Source organism: Roseivivax halotolerans (assembly GCF_900115815.1).
GTDB classification, from domain to species: Bacteria; Pseudomonadota; Alphaproteobacteria; order Rhodobacterales; family Rhodobacteraceae; genus Roseivivax; species Roseivivax halotolerans.
Map to the genome: position 1 here is coordinate 48941 of NZ_FOXV01000016.1, position 17022 is coordinate 65962.

The window sequence follows — 17022 nt, forward strand, 5'->3', positions numbered from 1 at the left end:
GCGCGATGCAGGCACAGGCGAGCATCGCCAAAAGGCGGTTTTTTTTGAAAGAAAAGGTTCGCGACTCCGTTGCTGAACCCAATTGTTAAGAGTGCCAGGCAGACCAAGGCCAGGCGCATCGTTCATCATCGCCGACGGCCCGGGCAAACCCAGCGGATCAAAGCGAAAGCCCGTTGCGACATTCATCCTTTGATTGGGAACTCCGATCCACCGACCCAAACCCCGAAAGGAATAGCCATGGGACTTGATGTTGATTTTCTGGATGGCGAAAGCCGAGAAGAGATCCTGTACTTGCGCAAGCCGGAGGTTTTCTTCATCGCTCTTGGCACCAAGCAGGGCGAGATCGTCGAGGAGCCGTATTCTGACTTCTGGGTCTACGAAGAGGACCTTGCGGAAACGGCTTCGGAACTGGCCGGCAGAGGTGCCAAATATCAGAAAGCGTCGTCAGAGTTGCCTTCCCTTAGAGAAATCGAGACCGCATTAAATGATCTAAGTCCGAGCGAAGCTGATGCACGCTCCGAACTCGATGACGCGTTGCTTATCGCGTTGGTATTGCAGGCGTATGTCGAAAAGAACGGGAAAATTATTTGCGCTTGGTCGGCTTGACGACCTGATGCTTCATCTGGGTCCGGCACTTCGCAGATCCGAAAAAGGTCACGCCGCCGCCCCGCCCCAGGTAGGAAGACTTCGCCACGCAGGTGCTGAAGATGATGCGAGGCCTCTCGAAGTGGCAGCTCCCCATTCTAACCGTCGCTGACCGCGGCGGAGCGCACCTCTTCCGCCGCCTGCCGGACCGCAAAGGCGTGACGCTGGAGCGGGCCATGAGGCCACTGGTGCCAAGCGCCGCCGTGCTCTGCTCGGATGGCGCTAACGGCTATAAAAATCTCGCAGCAGCGAGCGGCATCGAACACTTCGTGGTCGGCAGCAAGGCCGGCACGCGCGTGGCTTTAGGCTGCTATCACATCCAAAACGTTAACTCGCTCCATGCCCGCTACAAAAGGTTCGTCAAGCCATTCTGCGGACCGGCCTCGAAGAACCTCAATGGCTATATTCGCTGGCTGGAGGTGCGGCTGGCGGGTATGCGCCCGGCGGAGATTGTCCGCGCATCGTAAACCAGGTGTCGCGCAGAGGTCTGCTTCGAGCCCGAATTGACTGTCGCTTGAGGTGGCCAGTTCGCAGACGCAGCGATGAACGTCCTGTCGAGATCGGCCCAGACCTGCCGTTCAGTCCCTCGCCGATCGCCGCGGTGCAGCTTCGCCGGACCGGCCATTCGTCCATCATGCAGCATTTTCGGAGGATGAAGGTCAGCAGGGCGGGACCTTCCCGCCGTTCGCCGCACCTGCTCAGATTTCCCTGCACCCGCGAAGAAAGGCGGTAGAGAGGGCGGAGACCGGACCTTCGCTGCAGCTGTAACGAAAGTCTGCTGCCAAGACTGTGCCGTGCAGCCCAAATTAGGGCGAGCATCTATGAGACATTCCTTCGTCTGGGGGCATTTCTTGCCGGACCGGACTTGAGCGTAGAGCAGGCAGGACGCCTATAACATTTGCTTCCCACGGACATTTGACGCCCTAATGTCGCGCTCCGGCCTGAACGGCGGCCACGTCTATAACGCCGCGACTCGGAAACCGGTCGGCCAGAACGTCCTCGCGCGCGCTCGTCACGATATCGATGACGACGGGCGACGTCGCCGCCAGAAAGTGGTTGCGCGCGTTGGGCAGCCCCGAGAGGTCGAGCACCAGAAGGTCCAGCGCCGCGAGGCGGTCGCGATCCCGCGCCGAGCCCAATCTTTCCGGTTGCGCGGTCAGCAGCGAAGAGAAGCGCAACGCATAGTCGCTTTCGGAGGTCATGACGACAAAAGGGCTGGGCATAGGGTCGATGCGTTCGTGCTGGGCCTCGAACAGGTCGAGGTCGATATCGGGTGAAACGAGAATGACGCCGCCGATCCTGCTCAGGACGTCTTTCTGCCCCGTGATCGACAATTGCCGCAGGGTTTCCACCACGAGCTGCGTGCCCATTGAGTGGCCGAAAACGAACACGTTCTGGTTGTCCCCGGTTAGCTCGACGAGCAATTCCTCCAGATGATCGCGGGCGATCAGGATGCTGTCCTTGTCGCGCACATATCCCAAGGTCCGTTCAATTGACGGCCAGGCGAAGGTGACCTGCGGCCCCTGAAGCCCGTAGTCGTGGGCGATCTGGGCGTGGCGATAGACGGCGTATTCCATGGCCGTGTTGAAGCCATGAACGTAAACCACCGGGCCGTCGATGGGGCGGCCAAGAGAGCCGGCCTCGGCGCGGACAATTTGGCCGAGCTCCGGCAAGCGTGCGATCGCGCGCGCGCCGGCGACGGTGAAGCTTTGCGTAGGGTCGGGATTCGTGGCCGAGAATGCCACCTCGCCGGGCTCATGACCGGGCGGGATCGTGATGTCATACTGCGCAAAGGAAAGTGCGCCGCCGCGTTTTGTGGTCCCTGAAAGATCTGGAGCGAGGATGCGATCTGTTGCAAGGTAGATCCGTTGCACCTTCGCCGAACCGACCTCGGCGTTCGGCGCGACGAAACTCTCTGGCTTGCCGGTACATCCGGCAAGAACTGCGAGAGACAAGCACAGGAAAAGAGTGGCACGTAGTGTCATTTTGACGATCTCTCCAGTGTTTTCCAAAGTACCTCCGTCGCGGATCATGCGCGTTCCGTGATCTTGCGGCACGCCGCCCTGATGATCAGGTACCCGCTTGCCCCCGCGAGCGCGATTTCAGCAGCCAGATAGAAAACCAGGAGGGATCCCGGCCAGCCGTCGAGTCCAAGGCTCAGGACCCGGCCCAACGCAATGCCGGCAACAAACACAAAGACGCTCCATAGCGCGGGCATCCGCAGGTCGTGGTTCACCGCACCGATCAGCCAGAAACCTATCATGCCAAGGTAAAGGCCCATGACGGCGCGGAAGACATGCCGCGTGGGGAGGTCGGTTTCGCCGATGCCGTAGAGGAACGGCAAGCTTTTTTCGGGCAGCGCGCCATAGGACAGCGCCACGGGAAACAAACCGATGCTCATCGCCAGCAAGAAGAGCTTCTGTGCCCGGTCAATAAACATCAGCGGACCTCGCGTATTGGCACATGGATTGCCTTGGCGGGCCAAAATGTCGGTTATCGTAACTCATCCGAGTTCCCAATGCTTTGCACGACACGAAAACCCACGTGCGCGGTGCTGAAGTCCCTCTCGAGGCTCTCACGGGCCGCGGTGCGGTAGCGCTGGCAGTAGTCTTCGCTACACAAGTACGACCCACCCTTTATCGTGGCGCGCGGCACGCCGGGCGCGAACGGGCTGTCGGTCCATTCCCAGACATTGCCGATCATGTCGTAGGCGCCCGTGCGCCCCGGCTCGAAACAGCCGACGGGGGCGGTTCCGGCAAAGCCGTCGCGCCGCGAGTTGAGGACCGGAAACAGACCTGTCCAGATATTGGCGCGCAGGCTACCATCGGGGGCGCGGATGCCCGATTCCGGGTCCATCGGATCGAAGAGGCCAAGGCTTGCGGCGTATTCCCACTCGATTTCGGTCGGCATGCGCGCGCCGGCCCAGGCGGCATAGGCGCGCGCATCGTTGAGCGTGACATGCACCACCGGATGCAGATCGCGGCCCGACAGGTCCGACCCTTCGCCATCCGGGGAGCGCCACGTCGCCTCGGCGTTAAGCGACCACCACGACAGGAAGACCTCGGGCGTCTCGCTTTCGCTGAACTGCGCCGAGCCGCCAGTGCGCTCGGCCTCGGTGACATAGCCCGTCTCGGCGACAAAGGCGGCGAACTGGCTGTTGGTGACCTCATGGGCCTGCAGGCGGAACGGCGAGACCAGCACCTTGCGCGGCGGACCTTCCTCGGGAAAGACCGGGTCGACGCCCATGACAAACCCGCCGCCGGGAATATCAACAAAGCCGCCGAGGCTTGCCGCGTCGAGCGCGCAAGCGGATTGCGCGGCCGATGGCGCTGCATCCTTCGGAGTCACAACCAGCGCGGTCATAAGGACAGCCGCGGCAACAGCCGCGCTTGCGCCGTATTTCAAGTGCGATTTCCTGGGCATGGGACCGATCTGACGTTCAGTGAATGGCGTATTTCAACAGGGCCAGGGCCGAACCAACGCCCCCGGCGAAGAGCGCACCGGCCACGGGCAGCCACGCGCCGCGGCTTACGACCCAGCCGAACCGAGCGCCGAGCATCACAAGGATCGCTACGCAGAAAACCTGGCTGAGCGCCGTGGCCGCGTCCGTGGTCAGCCATCCCAGACCGACGGCAAGGAACAGCGCGGTCGGCACGTTCGCGACCAGCAGTGTAGGGTGGCTGTGCTGCCACGCGGTCAGCAAGGCCCGCCGGCTCAGGATGCGTTCGCCCGTCTCGATCCCGTGGGACAGAAGCTCTGAGAACGCCTTGGCGAGCGTTACTGCCAGAACCGAGCCGAAGAGCACCATGGCCGGTTCGAAGGGGGCATCGGGCGTATCGCCAAGGGCCATGATCAGGCTCAGCACCATGATCGCGCCGTAGATCAGCCCGAAGGCGGCCTTTTCCAACGGTTTCCAACCGAAATGAATGTCATGCGTGGTGTGCATCGTCAGACGTCTCCAGAGGGCGCGACAGGCCGGGTCAGACGTTCCGCTGCGTGGCGATCTTTTCGAGGATACGGTGCGCCGTCTCATAGCCGCTGTTCTGGTTCTGGCCGGTGATCAGGTTGCCGTCGATGGAGGTGTGCGTGGCGAAGGGGTCGCGAAAAGCGTGCTGGCATTCGTAGATCGCGCCCAGTTTGCGCAGTTCCTCCTCCGGGTGCTTCGGGGTGACCGCGATGCCGAAGGTGTTGATCTGACCATTGGTCACGCCAGTCACGCGGCGGCCTTTGACCAGCGGTTCGCCATCCAGCCCCTTGGCGCTGCACAGACCCAGCGCGCCGTGACAGACCGAGCCGAGGATCTTTCCGGAGGCATTCGCCCGCGTGATGAAATCGGCCAGTTCCTCGCTTTGCATCAGGTCATAGGCCGCGCCCCAGCCGCCGGCCATGAAGATCACGTCGTAATCGTTCGGATCCAGATCGGCGATGGCCTTGGAATTCTTGAGGTCGTGCATCGCTTTCTTGTCGGCCATGAAGCGCTTGTCGTCGTCGCAGGCCAGCGGCCAGGACCAAGACCCGGGCTGGATCGGGATCACGCCGCCCTTGGGCGAGGCCATGTCGACCTCCATGCCGGCGTTGACGAAGGCGTAATAGGGCACCGTAAATTCCGACCCGAAGGCGCCGGTGTCCCGCTTCAGCGGGTCCAGCCGGTCGTGATTGGTGCAGATCATCAGCGCCCGCCGCCCCGTCATGTCAAAATCTGGGATCGTGTAGTGGCGGTGGATACCCAACAGGCGCAGAAACGCGGGCAGGTAGAGATACGTGAGGATGGCCAGTAGAGCCAGGACAAGCAGGGTGACGACGATCCAGTTCATGATAAGTCTCCGATAATCAGGTGTTTGGAACGTGCCCCGGCCCCGGGGCGCCATTTTCACGAGAAAGGGTCAGTGAGCCGGTCGGCGGATTGCCAGCCGTACAAGCCGGAAGAGGGCGTAAAGGCCGGCCAGCAGCACCAGCACCAGACCGGCCAGATACGGCCAGTACTTGGCCGTTGTCCGTTCCAGCAAATTGGAAAACAACTGGGCTTCGGCATAGTCATCACGCCCCAGTTCGAAGACGCCGACCGTTTCGACATAGGCATCGTATTCGGCACGCATCTCGGCAAAGAGCTCTGGGTTTTCGGCAGAAAGGTCGGTGGTTTCGCCGGGATCGACCGACAGGTCGTAGAGCCGCCACGTAAAGTCTCCGCGGGGCAGCGCAGTGCGTACCAGCTTCCAGGTGCCGCGATAGAGCGCCGCATTGCCGCTGACTTCGACGCCGAAGGTTTCGTCCGGGCTGCGGGTCTCGTCCGTTTCACCGGACAGAAGCGGCAGGATGCTTTGCCCGAAAAGGGCGCCCGCGTCATAATCGACGCCCGCTGCGTCAAGAAGGGTGGGCATCAGGTCGGCGACATGCACCGGGGCGTCCTGAATCCCCGTGGCCTCGATACCCGCACCGGCGATGATGAGCGGCACCCGCAGCCCGCCTTCGCTGGAGTAGAACTTGTAAAGGTTGAAAGGCGATGCCTCCACCGAGGCCCATTCCGGCCCTATGGCGCTCAGGCTGCCGGGCAGGCCCATGTTCTCGGGCGAGGTGTCGATCCCTTCCAGCCTGTGAACTCCGCTCAGCAGTAGGTTGAACACCGGGTTGTCCAGCGTCGTGACACCGGATTCGGCCCCGTTGTCCGAAGTGATGACGACGATGGTGTTCTCCAGCCGACCGGTCGATTCGAGATGGTCCAGCAGGCGCCCGATATGGAAATCGGCGGCATCTTTCATCCCGGCATTGACCTGCATGACGCGCGCGGCCACCGCCTTTTCCCGATCCGACAGATCCTCCCACGCGCGATGATCCTCGTGCACCGGGGCCAGTGTCGTGGTCGCAGGGACGAGGCCCAGGTCGATGGCCCGCTGCAGGCGCTCTTCTCGCATGACGTCCCACCCGGCGTCGAACACGCCGTCATATTTGTCGATGAACTCGGCCGGGGCCTGGACCGGAATGTGCACCGCCTGAAGCGACAGGAAGCCGAAGAACGGCTGCTCCGCATCGCCTTCGTTGATGTAGCGGATCATCTGGTCGACGAGGTTGCGCGAGGAATAGAAATCCTTGGGCAGCCGGATCGGCTCCCCGTCCTCGTACCAGGACACCTCGGGGTAACCCGGCAGGTAGTGGCTGTGGTCGTAGTTACTGCCCCCGGTGGAATCCATCACGTAGGAGCGGTCAAAACCAAAGCGGTCGGGCAGGTTCTTGCCCTTGGCGCCGATACCCCACTTCCCTGTGACGTAGGTTTGGTATCCGGCCCCCGACAGCAGGCTCGCGATGGTTTGCTGATCGTCGTCCCAGACCATCGAGTAGCCGGGCAATGCGCTCTGATCGGGCGTTACCGTCTCGACCAGCGTGCCCATGCCCGTCTCATGGTTGTCCTGACCGGTCATCAGCATGGCGCGGCTGGGCCCGCAGAACGGTGAGGAGTAGTAGCGCGAGAACAGCGTCCCCGATTGCGCCAGCGCGTCGATGGTGGGGGTGCTCGCATCGGCGCCATAAGCTCCGAAGCCGGTGAAGCCGACATCGTCAAACAACACCACCAGGATGTTGGGACGCGTCTCCTGGGCGATGGCAGGCAGAACCGTTGCCGCGATGATCGTGAACGCGCCAAGCGCGGTTCGGGTGGGTCCGGTCATGTTGAGGGCCTCATGGGACTGCGTTCTGAAAAGGCTGTGGCGTATCCAACCGCTATTGAGCCGGACGGACGGCGACATTGGTCGTGGGGTTCAAATCGTCGTTCGGGTCGGTCAGCACGCCCTCAGGAAACGACACGGCGACCGGCGTATCGCCGGTATCAAGGCACAGCAGATGATTGTTGTCGCCGTCGCCCAGGTCCGCGAGGGCGGTCGGCGTGACATCCCGCTCCGTGCCGTCGGCGGCGCGCACCGTCACGCGGTAGAGATCGCGCTCCGCATCGCCCGGCTCATCGCCGTTCTCTAAAGTGACGCCGCCCGCCCAAACCACGCGCACCGCCTGCACGATGCCGTCAGTCGGGCAATCGTCCCCGTCGGTGCGGCGCTGGCCAAGGCCGAGGTCTTGCGCGGCCGGATTCGCGATTTCGGCCATCACCAAGCTCGGGCCGGGCGCCAAGGGGGTGGCGTCGACTTGCGCGCCATGGAAGTCCAGCGTCCCGTCTATCGAGTGAAGGTGACCGACGATTTCGACCGACACCGGCGGATCGGCGTCTGCATCGCCGAATTCCCCCACCAGCAGGACCGTGCGCAACTCGCCGGCATCGGTCGCGGGAAGGAGCGTGACGCAGTGCATGTCGCCTGTGGCGCCCGACGCCTTGGTGACCCGGAAGTCGCCCGCCTGCAGGGTCGTGGGGTCGATCTCGGTCGAGAAGACCACGGGCATCCCGTCCTTTCCGGGGGCGCCACGACAGATCAACCGGGAGAGACGCGGCAACGCGTTGTCGAGCCCGAAGAAGGCGGACAGAAGGTCGGCCGATTGGCCACCGCTTTCGCGCGGGAGGGACGCATTCCGAGTCGTGTCGGTCTGGTCCAGACTGGTCGCCTGGGCCCACGCCGGGGGCGCGACAACTGCCGACAGGGACAGGCCGAGGATGAAGGTCCCGAGGCGCGTCCGCTGACGGCCGCGGGCGCCCGCATGGGCTACGGCACCTGTCGTAGGAATATTTATGAATGGCATAAACCCCGCTCCCGCAAGACTGCTGTGCGGGGGAGTTTACCTTGCGTCTGCGTGTGAGCGATGCCGGGTCAGGATCATCATCGGCCATAGGACATTCATTTTCGGCCAAGGGTATCCTTAGCCAGCGACTGATCTCGAAAGGCCTTCGGGCTGAGCCCCGTCCAGCGCCGAAAACTGCGCGCGAAGTTCGAGGGCGAATCGAAGCCAACCGCGCCGGCAATCGTCTTGATAGGGCGCATGCCCGTGGCCAGCAGCGCCCTTGCACGGCTTTCGCGGACCTTATCCACGAGCTTGCGGTAAGATGTGCCCGACCGATCAAGCAGGCGGCGCAAGCTGCGCTCGGAATAGCCCAGCCCGGCGGCCACCTCTGAAAGGGGCACGTTCAGGCTTGGCGCGGCGTCGAGGAAGGCCACGACCTCGGCAACCGGTGTCGTCTCGTATGCCATTTCGGCGGCGAATTGTTCGCACAGCACCACAAACCGGGCATGATTGATCGGATCGGCGCCGGGCAACGGGTGCGAGAGCAGAACCGCAGGAAAAACGATCCGGTGTTCCGCGGCCTCGAACCGAACCGGAAAGCCGAGCCTGGACTCGACGGCGGACCAGCCATCGGGCGCTGCGACGGCCATGTCGGCGCCCGTCGCGACGACATCGGCGGCCAGCATAGCCTTTAACAGACCATTGATGGCCACGATGGCACTGCCGAAGGCGAAATACTCTATGCCGGTGAACGGAAACCTGGACCTCAGCTGAATGGCCGCATCGCCGACCTGCAATTCCGGTTGTGCCTCGATCACCTTGAAATCGAACGCGGGAAAATTCAGGCGAAAAAACCGCTCCAGAATATTCAGCCCGTCGCGGAAATTGGCGGCATTCATGGCCGTGTAGGACGGCAGGCCGATGTACGTGGGCTGAAACCTCAGGGCCAGCGTGACTCCCAGATGCGGATCGCCGGTCTGCGCCATCGCATTCAGAAACAGGCGCTGCAGAGGCTGGAACCCGCATCGGAAATGCGGATCGCTCAGCCGCGCCTCGTCAAGACCGGTGTCCGACAACAGTGCCTCCGGCGGATAGCCGCCTTCGCGTAGCACGCGAAAGACAAAGCCGGGATAGTTCATCGGCAAAGCCGGGTCGTCTGGCGTGAAGCGCTTGTGCTTCGTCACAACATGCTCCGTGGGGCTCGCTGCTATAGTGGCCAACTTGCACGCATCGGGCAATGACCGACCGCGAGTTAATGCGCGGCTTGCAGGCTCGTGCACATAAGACATGCAGGCGGAACTGGGTGGACGACGCCTCGCACTGTCGCCCACCGACCGCCACCTGTCGTTGAAGCTATGACGCCATAGCGCGCAAAGTTGTCCCGTCGGTCATGCCTTGTGCGCCGATGAAGTTCAGCGCAGTCTGCGCGACGCGCTCCCATCCACTGTCGATCACAAGCGAATGGCCGGCATCTGGCAGGGTCACAAGCTCGGTAACCGACGTATCGCGGGTCTGGATACGATAGGCCGCGCGGCTGACGGTGGCGGGAACGGTGTTGTCCCTTTCCGCGGCGATGATCAGCAGCGGACCGCGCTGCGCATCACGCCGCGGCACGCGCGCCTCGGTCCACGGGTTCAGGTTGGCCAGCCCGGCTTGGAACAGCGGTCGGCCCGGGGCCGGCACGTGATGCTCTTCATAGAGACGGTTGGATTCGGCCTCTGTCAGAGTATTCGCGAAGCCGTAGCGGAACTGCGCCGGGGTGAGTTGAACAGCCCGACGGATATTCAGCGGATTCGCCAACACCGGAAAGGCCGACCGCAGCGCGGACACGGGCAGCGGCAGAACACCGCGGAACGGCGCGGGTGAGATCGCGACCGTGGCGGCCGCACCGATCCGCGCCGCCAGCATCTGCACCAGCAGGCCCCCCATGGAATGGCCGATCAGAATCGGCTCGCGATGCAGGGCACCCGCCAGAGCCTCCAGATGCGACAGGATCGTGCCTATGGAGGTGCCCGCCAGCGCCTGTGGGTTGGCGCGCGCGGCGTCCGGCGTGATCGGATCACCGGGCCAATCCGCGCAGACCGGGGCGTAGCCGGCGGCCGCAACCATCTCGGTCCAGGGCTGCCAAGAGCTTGCGAGAAGCCAGAGCCCGTGCACGAACAGGACAGGCTGTCGGCCACTTGCATTGGCCGCGTCGATCTCCTTGCGTTCGCGCTGGGACAGGTGGGATGCTTCGGTCATGGGTCGTCTCCTTTGTACGGCTGCGGGGTTGCGGCTTCCGAAAAGCCGGTCGCTTCCCTGTTTCGATGACCGAAAGATGCTTCGTCACCAGGAGACGCGCCATGATCGAAAAAGCGGAACATCTTGCAAGAACACCAAACGGGGGCGCGGACCCGTTGTCATCGGTTCTGAGCGTCGTGCGGGTGCGCGGGGACAGGGCCGCCATTCTGGCGCCGACGCGGCCGCAAAGCGTTCTGTTTCCGGCGCGCGCGCCCTGCCTGCATCATGTCCAGCGCGGTGAGATCTGTATCCGTGTCGCGGCCGAGGATCCGGTTCTCTTGCGCGCGAACGAACTGGCCCTGCTGCTGCACGGCGATGCGCATCGCATCGATTTGAACGGCGGCGGCGTCGCACGCGATTTCGACGAGTTTCTCGGCTCAGCCGCCACACCGATGGAGGAAAATTTTCCCGAGACATCGACGCGCTCCTTCTGGGGAAGCTTTTCCTTCGACACCGACCTGGCCGCCAAGGTGCTGCAACCTCTGCCTCGGATCATCGTTCTGACCGATCTTGTGCAGCGTCCGATTGATTGGCTGGACCTCGTCTGCGACCTGATCCTGCAGGAGAATGCGGCAGGGCGACCGGGGTCTGCGGTGATGGTCTCGCGGCTTCTGGACCTGCTGCTCATCCAGGTCTTGCGCCGCTGGGCGCAGTCTGCCGAAACGCTGCCGGGATGGCTCGCCGCGGCAAGGGACGACCGGATCGCGCGGGTGCTTGCCGCGATTCACAAAGATCCGGCACAGGACTGGACGAACGAACGGCTGGCGGCGCTGTCAGGGATGTCGAAATCGAGCTTCGTCGCTCGGTTTCGGCAGGTCATGGGCCATCAACCTGGCACCTATGTGCGGCACTGGCGTCTGGACCGAGCCGCCGAGGCGATCCAGCATTCGAATGCGACGATCGACACCGTCGCCGCAACCGTCGGATACGCCTCGCAGGAAGCGTTCAGCCGTGCTTTTCACAGCCGGTTCGGCACGACCCCGTCCGCATGGCGCGCCGCTCAGAGGAGTTAGAGACCGCGGCCATCCATGTTTCTGACCGGCGCGAAACTTTTTGATCGCTGAAAATTTCTTTAACCGAGTTTTTTGTGAAACATGCATTGGTTCCTTGGCGCATCGCTGGTGGATTTCGCGGAACAGCGGATACCCTGTAGCGCTAAAACCAGACGCAAGTGCCCGATCCTGCGGATGGCAGGTTTGGGCCGATCGCACCTTCTTGCAGGCACGGCGGAGAACCGACCTTCGCTGCACCGGGCAGAATGCATCGCGCCGAGCTGGGATAGCGGACATCTGGAAAAAACGAAACCGAGATTTCGGCACCGTCACCAACTCCGCCGGACACGCGAACGATACTGAGGGCACAAGGCATTCCTGGTTTGGCTGAGCCGTGCGTCAGGCGCCCGGATTGTCTCCGGGCGCCTTTTGCTCAGTTGAGCGTGACGCTCCAGAAGAGCGTTTCGCCCGAGCTGTTGTCGACGCCGTCATTGTCCGTCATGACCCAAGCGGTACCGTCTGCGGTGATCGCGAGGCCTTCGACCTTGTCGACGACGTAGCCGCCCGTCGCTCTCAGGTCGGGGATCAGGTCGCGCACGACTTCCTTCTCCACGACCGGAAGCTCGCTACCGAGCGCGGCGGGCTCCAGCCCGTCGAGAGTGACGCGCGTGATCTGCTTGATCGCGGCCGCCGCACCAATCTGGTTGTCACGCTCGATGATATAGAGCGCACCGTCGTGATAGGTGATCTCCGACAGGCCGACCCAGCCGCTCTCTGCCGCTTCGATCGGGTAATGGACCGCGGACCAGTCGCCGCTCTCCGGCGCGTAGCGCAAAAGCTTCACCAGTCCCTTCGGATCATCTGCCCATTCGCGCTGGATCGCCATCCAGAGGCTGCCATCCTCGGCTCTCGTGATGCCTTCGAGGCCATTGGTTGTCGCGCCGGCGACGAGGTCGGCGGGGAGGTCCACCGTTTCGGTTACAATGCCTTCGGCATCGACGTGGAACAAGACCTGAGGCCGACCGTTCTCTGCGTGCCCTTCATTGGCGATCCAGAAGCCATTCGCGCCGTCTGTCGAGATGCCTTCCATGTCGATACCAGCAGGCGCCGCACCATCCTGAGTGACGGGAATAGCAGTCGTGATCCGCGCGGGCGTCTGAGAGGGGTCTATGGTGAAGATCATCGGAGAGCCTGCATAGAAGCTGTCGTTCACAGCATAGAGCATGCCATCTTCACCTGCGACGAGACCCGAGAGCGCGCCCCATCCGATCAGCTCGTCCGCGCCGGCAGAGGTGAGCATCGGATAGACTGCTTCCGCCTCCTGACGCTCGAAGATCATGACGTGGGCCCGCGCGCCGCCATCGGGACCAAGGTCAGTCTCGTTGGCCGAGACGAGAAGGTTCCGCTCTGGCAGCGCCACATAGCCTTCCGGCCCAATGCCGGAGGGAAGGATTTGGGTCAGTTGCGGAGCCGCCGGATCGCTCACGTCGTAGACGCCGACCGCGGAGCCGCGCTCGGACCCGATGAAGACCACCGGGGTTTCGCCGAAGGTGGCGACTTCCACCGATTCAGGCTCCACGCCCTTATTCTCGGAGCGGCCCTCCGGGTAGTGGCCGATTTCGATCAACGCGTGCTCGAAGCTGTTACCGCTGTCGTAGATCACCTCGCCATCCTGGCTGAAGATGGTCCAGCCGCGCGAGCCGCCGTCCATGTCGCCTTCGTTTGCGGTGGCAAAGTGGGTGTCGTCGATCCATTTCACCGCGTCTGGCTCACGCGGGATGTCCGACAGGCTCTCGGTAAAGGACAGGGCATCGTCCTCGGTCGCGTCGACCTCTTCGAGCGAGACGGTTCCGGCGGAGAAGTGGCTGAGGACTTCGCCCTCGGCAGAGACAACCGCGATATGATTGTTCTCCTGCAAGGTCACGACGATCTCGCCCTCGGTGTTGACGTCTACGAATTCGGGCTCGGGATCTTCGGGCGCGACATCGGCAAGGCCGGTCAGCTCGACCTGGATCATCGCGCTGCAATCCGCCATGCGCTCCGCGAGCGGCAGGATGACGAGGAAGCCGGCAGGCATCTGACCGACGCGGCCGTCGCCCGCGTCCTCGTCGCGCTCGTTCTCGATCGCGATCGTAACGAAGCTACCGTCCGGTGCCATCGCGACGCTGTCGGGCTGACCGCCAAGATCGCAATCGGCTCCTTCGACCTTTTCGCCAGCGGTCATGTCGATCGTGGCGAGGTAGCCAGAGGGCTCGGTGAAGCTGGGTGAGGTGTTCACGCCGACGAAGGCCGTGGTCCCGAGAAGGGCGACCGCGGTTGGTTCCCCGTCGAGCGCGACCTCTCCCTTCGGCGCAGGCGATGCGGGATCGTCGATGCCGATCATGCCTACGGTGCCGTTCGGGCTGTTCGTGTAGATCAGCGTCATGCCGTCGCCGGATGCCGCGATGATCTCGGCCGATGTCTCGGCAGCGGGATTCTCGCTGGCGTTCTCGGACACATCGAAGCTTGCGATGCGATTAAAGTTCATCTCCTGCGCCATTGCGCCGCCGGCGACGAGCGCCAGCAACGAGGTCAGGCAAAGCCCAGTACGTGTCATGTCACGTCCCCCATGTTTGGATGTGCATGTCATGACCGCGCCGTATGACAAACGCGTGAACGTCGGCGTTGTCCTCGTCAAGGATAGGCGAGAGAGCAGGTGTCAGCGGGCCGTTTCGCTGGGCAGTCCTTCTGTCGCGAGCACTTCGTTGGAATAGGCACGCTCTCCGGTGACTTCTGTGCCAAACCAGTCCGGTGGGATGAAGGCCTCGGCCGCCTTGCGACTTTCAAACTCCACCTCGACCAACCGGAGTGGTGAGTGATACCCCTCGAAGACATCGTATTCGAAGGTCTCACCCTTTGGCAGGGCACCGGTCCAGCGGGTCTTCTCGACACGGCGACCTTCGGTGGCGGGCCAGAAGGTCTCGAAGATACCATGCTCGATCCGAGTTTCATGTTCTTCTCGTACGAGGCCTTCGCCGGATTTCACCGTCAGAAGGAATTTCGCGCCCTTTTGGCGCAACCGTACCGAAACGGAATCGCCGGGCCGCGTGATGTAGCCTTGGCGCACCGCGACAGAGGTCGCGTCGCCGAGGTCGGGCTCGGCTTTGACCAGGAACTTGCGTTCGATTTCCACGGGGTCGCTCCTCACAGCCGGTCCATCACATCGCGCCAGAGTGCGTCATAGGCTTTCGCCGCAGCGCTCGAGCGTGCGAAGGTCGAGACCGGCGCGCGGTGAATGCCCATCTTCTCGACATCGGTCGCGAAAGGAACCGTCACGTCGAGCAGCCGCTTCCCATGCGTCTTGCGCATGCGTGCCATCGTTTCGCCGTGCAAGGTCTTGGAGCCCTGCGCCATCGAGAAAAAGCCGAGGATCTTCTTTCGGACGAGCTTTTTCTCTTTGAAGAAATGCAGGAGCTGCTCGAACGTGCGCTCGGAGAGTGTCGTCGGTATCACCGGTACGACGATCGCATCGGATGCACGGAAGACGTTCTCCGACAGCGTCGAGATGTTCGGCGGGCAATCCAGCACGACGATGTCATACTCGGTGCCCCCAGCTTTCAGCGCCTTCTTCAGTCGAGACTGGGAATTCTTCATCCGAGAAAGGAAAATGTCGAAATCTCGAAAGCTCATATTCGCCGGTAACACGTCAAGATTGTCGTAATCGCTGCCGCGGATTGCGTCCGTGAAGCGTTTGACGTCCTTGAAAAACTGCTCGTCCTTCAGGGCCTTCGAAGGCTTCACGCGAAAGTAGAAGCCCGATGCCCCTTGCGGGTCGAGATCGCAGAGCAGCACCCGGTGGCCTGCCTCGGCAATCGACTGTGCAAGGTTAACCGAGGTGGCGGTCTTCCCAACCCCACCCTTGTTCGAATAGCACGCGATAATCTTCATGGCTTGGCTCCGGCAGACTTGAAGAGCTTGGCGAAGCCGGCCCGTGTGGCTGGAGAATTGAAGGCGGCGAACCGCGCCTCAACCTCGCTCCGGGCGGACCGCTGGCGTTGATCGAGCACGGTCAGAAGCGCGCCAAGGCTCTTGGCGATTTCGAGTTTTCGAGCGCTTCGACGACCGTCTCCGGCTTCGAGCCGGCCTGCGAGGGCATCCTTCTGGACCGCGCAATCATTGAAGGTACCGAGCACGTCCTGAAGCCGCTTCAGCGCCTTGAGCAAAGGTTTGATCTCTGCTTCGGGGAAGATCGGCGTGAAGAATTCCATCAGATATCGAAGCTTCTTGCAGTGAATGCGGAGCTCGTGGACCTGCGCGTCGGGTGTGGAGGCATCGATCGAACCGGCAATCTTGCAGACTTTGCGGTACCGCTTCCAGATAAGCTGGCGAGCGAGATCGCGGGCCTTCCTTTCTGCTTCCGGACCTTTCGCGAGCTTCTTCCCGTCCTTGGCAAAACGCTTCTGCAGACGACGCATTTCCCTTGAATAATCATCGCTTTCGAGATGACGGGCGAGTGCTTCCTGCGCTTTGGCGCGGTCTGCCGCGATATCCTCGAAGAGCAGCTCGAGACCCGGGCGCAGCGGCTCGGGCACAAGTGCCAAGTAGCTTTCGCGTTCGATCAGATAGACATCGAGGTCGCGCAAGGTGCCCGTCTGCGCCATGAGCGCGCCGAACCGCGCCTTGAGGTCAGCGGTCTCTTCAGGCGCGTAGACACCTTTGAAGAGCGAGAGCACCGAGCGCACCTTTCGTAGCGCAACTCGATACTGGTGCAGAAATTCGCTGTCCACATCGGCAATGGTTCCCGGCTCGTGTGCCCGGGCGAGATCAAGTTGGGCGTCGATGATGTCGGTTGCGGCGCGGAAAGCGGTGGTACCGGCCGTCATTTCTATCTCGGGTTTCAGGTCCTGGCGGAGCGCCGCGGGTAGAAGCGTGGACACCGCGCCGCGAGCATCGAGGAGACCCGAGACTCTGATCTCCGCGAGGCCGCTGGACAGCCGTCCGAGAGCTTTGTCGTAACCACGTAGCGGCGTCGCGCTCAGATAGGCCGCCGAGCCGCCCTCCTTGGCAGTTAGGACCGTAAGATCGCCCCGTGCCAGAGTCTTGTCGAGATCGTCGAGCAGCGCCATCGGCTGACGTACTATTACGACCTCACCCAGAGGGCTGAGCCGCCTCAAGGAGGAGACGAAGCCAGCAAGCGCGTCGCGCACGGGACCGGATTCCATGTCGGACACGAAACCCGGCGCGGAGCCAGTCTGGCGAATAGGCTTGACGATACCGAGCAGGATCAGCTCATCGCCTTCGGACAGAAGCATGCAGCCCGCCGACGCCACCTGTCCGTCGAAAGTGTCATGTAGTATTGCAGGCGTTTCAGCTGCTTCCTGCAGCGGTACCAGCCGATCCTTTCCGAACCGGGCGGTCTTGAAGGCTGGGCGCGGGTCGCCGGCGATCCAATATGAGATATGTGATGTCATTA

16 protein-coding genes are annotated in these 17022 nt (G+C 62.6%); 3 read left to right on the plus strand and 13 right to left on the minus strand.

The window, feature by feature from the left end; all coding sequences use genetic code 11:
- Positions 1-237 precede the first annotated feature (237 nt).
- Both BM171_RS16750 and BM171_RS16755 read left to right on the plus strand, forming a co-directional pair.
- Positions 238-606 carry a hypothetical protein gene (locus BM171_RS16750; protein ID WP_093015130.1) on the plus strand — a complete coding sequence of 123 codons (369 nt, stop codon included), beginning with the start codon at positions 238-240 and terminating at the stop codon, positions 604-606.
- Between the two features lie 101 nt (positions 607-707).
- Positions 708-1112 (plus strand): IS1595 family transposase, encoded by a 405-nt coding sequence (locus BM171_RS16755; RefSeq protein ID WP_245760316.1) that lies wholly within the window; start codon positions 708-710, stop codon positions 1110-1112.
- Positions 1113-1568: 456 nt separating this feature from the next.
- On the opposite strand, the gene BM171_RS16760 is transcribed toward BM171_RS16755, so the two are convergent.
- The 9 genes from BM171_RS16760 to BM171_RS16800 form a co-directional block, all read right to left on the minus strand.
- On the minus strand, positions 1569-2678 hold the full coding sequence (locus tag BM171_RS16760; RefSeq protein WP_093015134.1) for an alpha/beta hydrolase: 1110 nt from the start codon (positions 2676-2678) through the stop codon (positions 1569-1571).
- A complete protein-coding gene (locus tag BM171_RS16765) occupies positions 2675-3085 on the minus strand; it encodes a DUF4345 domain-containing protein (RefSeq protein ID WP_093015136.1) in 411 nt (136 codons plus the stop codon). The genes BM171_RS16760 and BM171_RS16765 overlap by 4 nt, the downstream gene beginning before the upstream one ends.
- Before the next feature lie 53 nt (positions 3086-3138).
- Positions 3139-4008: an SUMF1/EgtB/PvdO family nonheme iron enzyme gene (locus BM171_RS16770; protein WP_093015216.1), complete on the minus strand. Its 870-nt coding sequence runs from the start codon at positions 4006-4008 to the stop codon at positions 3139-3141.
- A 76-nt stretch (positions 4009-4084) separates the two neighbouring features.
- Positions 4085-4591 carry a hypothetical protein gene (locus tag BM171_RS16775; RefSeq protein ID WP_093015138.1) on the minus strand — a complete coding sequence of 169 codons (507 nt, stop codon included), beginning with the start codon at positions 4589-4591 and terminating at the stop codon, positions 4085-4087.
- Between the two features lie 34 nt (positions 4592-4625).
- The gene (locus tag BM171_RS16780) at positions 4626-5459 is read right to left on the minus strand and encodes a type 1 glutamine amidotransferase domain-containing protein (protein WP_093015141.1); all 834 of its coding nucleotides are present in this window, start codon (positions 5457-5459) and stop codon (positions 4626-4628) included.
- Between the two features lie 69 nt (positions 5460-5528).
- Complete coding sequence (locus BM171_RS16785) at positions 5529-7304, minus strand: sulfatase family protein (protein ID WP_093015144.1); 1776 nt, start codon at positions 7302-7304, stop codon at positions 5529-5531.
- Between the two features lie 52 nt (positions 7305-7356).
- Positions 7357-8319 (minus strand): hypothetical protein, encoded by a 963-nt coding sequence (locus BM171_RS19035; RefSeq protein ID WP_175497611.1) that lies wholly within the window; start codon positions 8317-8319, stop codon positions 7357-7359.
- A gap of 95 nt (positions 8320-8414) precedes the next feature.
- Entirely contained in the window at positions 8415-9482 is a 1068-nt protein-coding gene (locus BM171_RS16795; RefSeq protein ID WP_175497612.1) for an AraC family transcriptional regulator, read from the minus strand.
- Between the two features lie 169 nt (positions 9483-9651).
- A complete protein-coding gene (locus tag BM171_RS16800) occupies positions 9652-10539 on the minus strand; it encodes an alpha/beta hydrolase (protein WP_093015150.1) in 888 nt (295 codons plus the stop codon).
- Positions 10540-10640: 101 nt separating this feature from the next.
- On the opposite strand from BM171_RS16800, the gene BM171_RS16805 reads away from it, so the two are divergent.
- On the plus strand, positions 10641-11591 hold the full coding sequence (locus BM171_RS16805; protein WP_175497613.1) for a helix-turn-helix transcriptional regulator: 951 nt from the start codon (positions 10641-10643) through the stop codon (positions 11589-11591).
- 412 nt (positions 11592-12003) lie between these two features.
- On the opposite strand, the gene BM171_RS16810 is transcribed toward BM171_RS16805, so the two are convergent.
- The 4 genes from BM171_RS16810 to BM171_RS16825 form a co-directional block, all read right to left on the minus strand.
- Positions 12004-14166 (minus strand): esterase-like activity of phytase family protein, encoded by a 2163-nt coding sequence (locus tag BM171_RS16810; RefSeq protein WP_093015157.1) that lies wholly within the window; start codon positions 14164-14166, stop codon positions 12004-12006.
- A gap of 102 nt (positions 14167-14268) precedes the next feature.
- A complete protein-coding gene (locus BM171_RS16815; RefSeq protein WP_245760314.1) occupies positions 14269-14742 on the minus strand; it encodes a CYTH domain-containing protein in 474 nt (157 codons plus the stop codon).
- Between the two features lie 11 nt (positions 14743-14753).
- On the minus strand, positions 14754-15497 hold the full coding sequence (locus BM171_RS16820) for a ParA family protein (protein ID WP_093015163.1): 744 nt from the start codon (positions 15495-15497) through the stop codon (positions 14754-14756).
- Positions 15494-17020, minus strand: coding sequence for a CHAD domain-containing protein (locus BM171_RS16825; protein ID WP_093015166.1), 1527 nt, complete (start codon positions 17018-17020; stop codon positions 15494-15496). Before BM171_RS16825 ends, BM171_RS16820 begins: the two co-directional genes overlap by 4 nt.
- Between the last annotated feature and the right edge of the window lie 2 nt (positions 17021-17022).

Excerpts from the sequence above, each read along its gene's own strand:
- BM171_RS16750 (WP_093015130.1), top strand. The coding sequence starts at position 238 with ATGGGACTTGATGTTGATTTTCTGGATGGCGAAAGCCGAGAAGAGATC.
- BM171_RS16755 (WP_245760316.1), top strand. The coding sequence starts at position 708 with ATGATGCGAGGCCTCTCGAAGTGGCAGCTCCCCATTCTAACCGTCGCT.
- BM171_RS16760 (WP_093015134.1), bottom strand. The coding sequence starts at position 2,678 with ATGATCCGCGACGGAGGTACTTTGGAAAACACTGGAGAGATCGTCAAA.
- BM171_RS16765 (WP_093015136.1), bottom strand. The coding sequence starts at position 3,085 with ATGTTTATTGACCGGGCACAGAAGCTCTTCTTGCTGGCGATGAGCATC.
- BM171_RS16770 (WP_093015216.1), bottom strand. The coding sequence starts at position 4,008 with ATGACCGCGCTGGTTGTGACTCCGAAGGATGCAGCGCCATCGGCCGCG.
- BM171_RS16775 (WP_093015138.1), bottom strand. The coding sequence starts at position 4,591 with ATGCACACCACGCATGACATTCATTTCGGTTGGAAACCGTTGGAAAAG.
- BM171_RS16780 (WP_093015141.1), bottom strand. The coding sequence starts at position 5,459 with ATGAACTGGATCGTCGTCACCCTGCTTGTCCTGGCTCTACTGGCCATC.
- BM171_RS16785 (WP_093015144.1), bottom strand. The coding sequence starts at position 7,304 with ATGACCGGACCCACCCGAACCGCGCTTGGCGCGTTCACGATCATCGCG.
- BM171_RS19035 (WP_175497611.1), bottom strand. The coding sequence starts at position 8,319 with ATGCCATTCATAAATATTCCTACGACAGGTGCCGTAGCCCATGCGGGC.
- BM171_RS16800 (WP_093015150.1), bottom strand. The coding sequence starts at position 10,539 with ATGACCGAAGCATCCCACCTGTCCCAGCGCGAACGCAAGGAGATCGAC.
- BM171_RS16805 (WP_175497613.1), top strand. The coding sequence starts at position 10,641 with ATGATCGAAAAAGCGGAACATCTTGCAAGAACACCAAACGGGGGCGCG.
- BM171_RS16810 (WP_093015157.1), bottom strand. The coding sequence starts at position 14,166 with ATGACACGTACTGGGCTTTGCCTGACCTCGTTGCTGGCGCTCGTCGCC.
- BM171_RS16820 (WP_093015163.1), bottom strand. The coding sequence starts at position 15,497 with ATGAAGATTATCGCGTGCTATTCGAACAAGGGTGGGGTTGGGAAGACC.
- BM171_RS16825 (WP_093015166.1), bottom strand. The coding sequence starts at position 17,020 with ATGACATCACATATCTCATATTGGATCGCCGGCGACCCGCGCCCAGCC.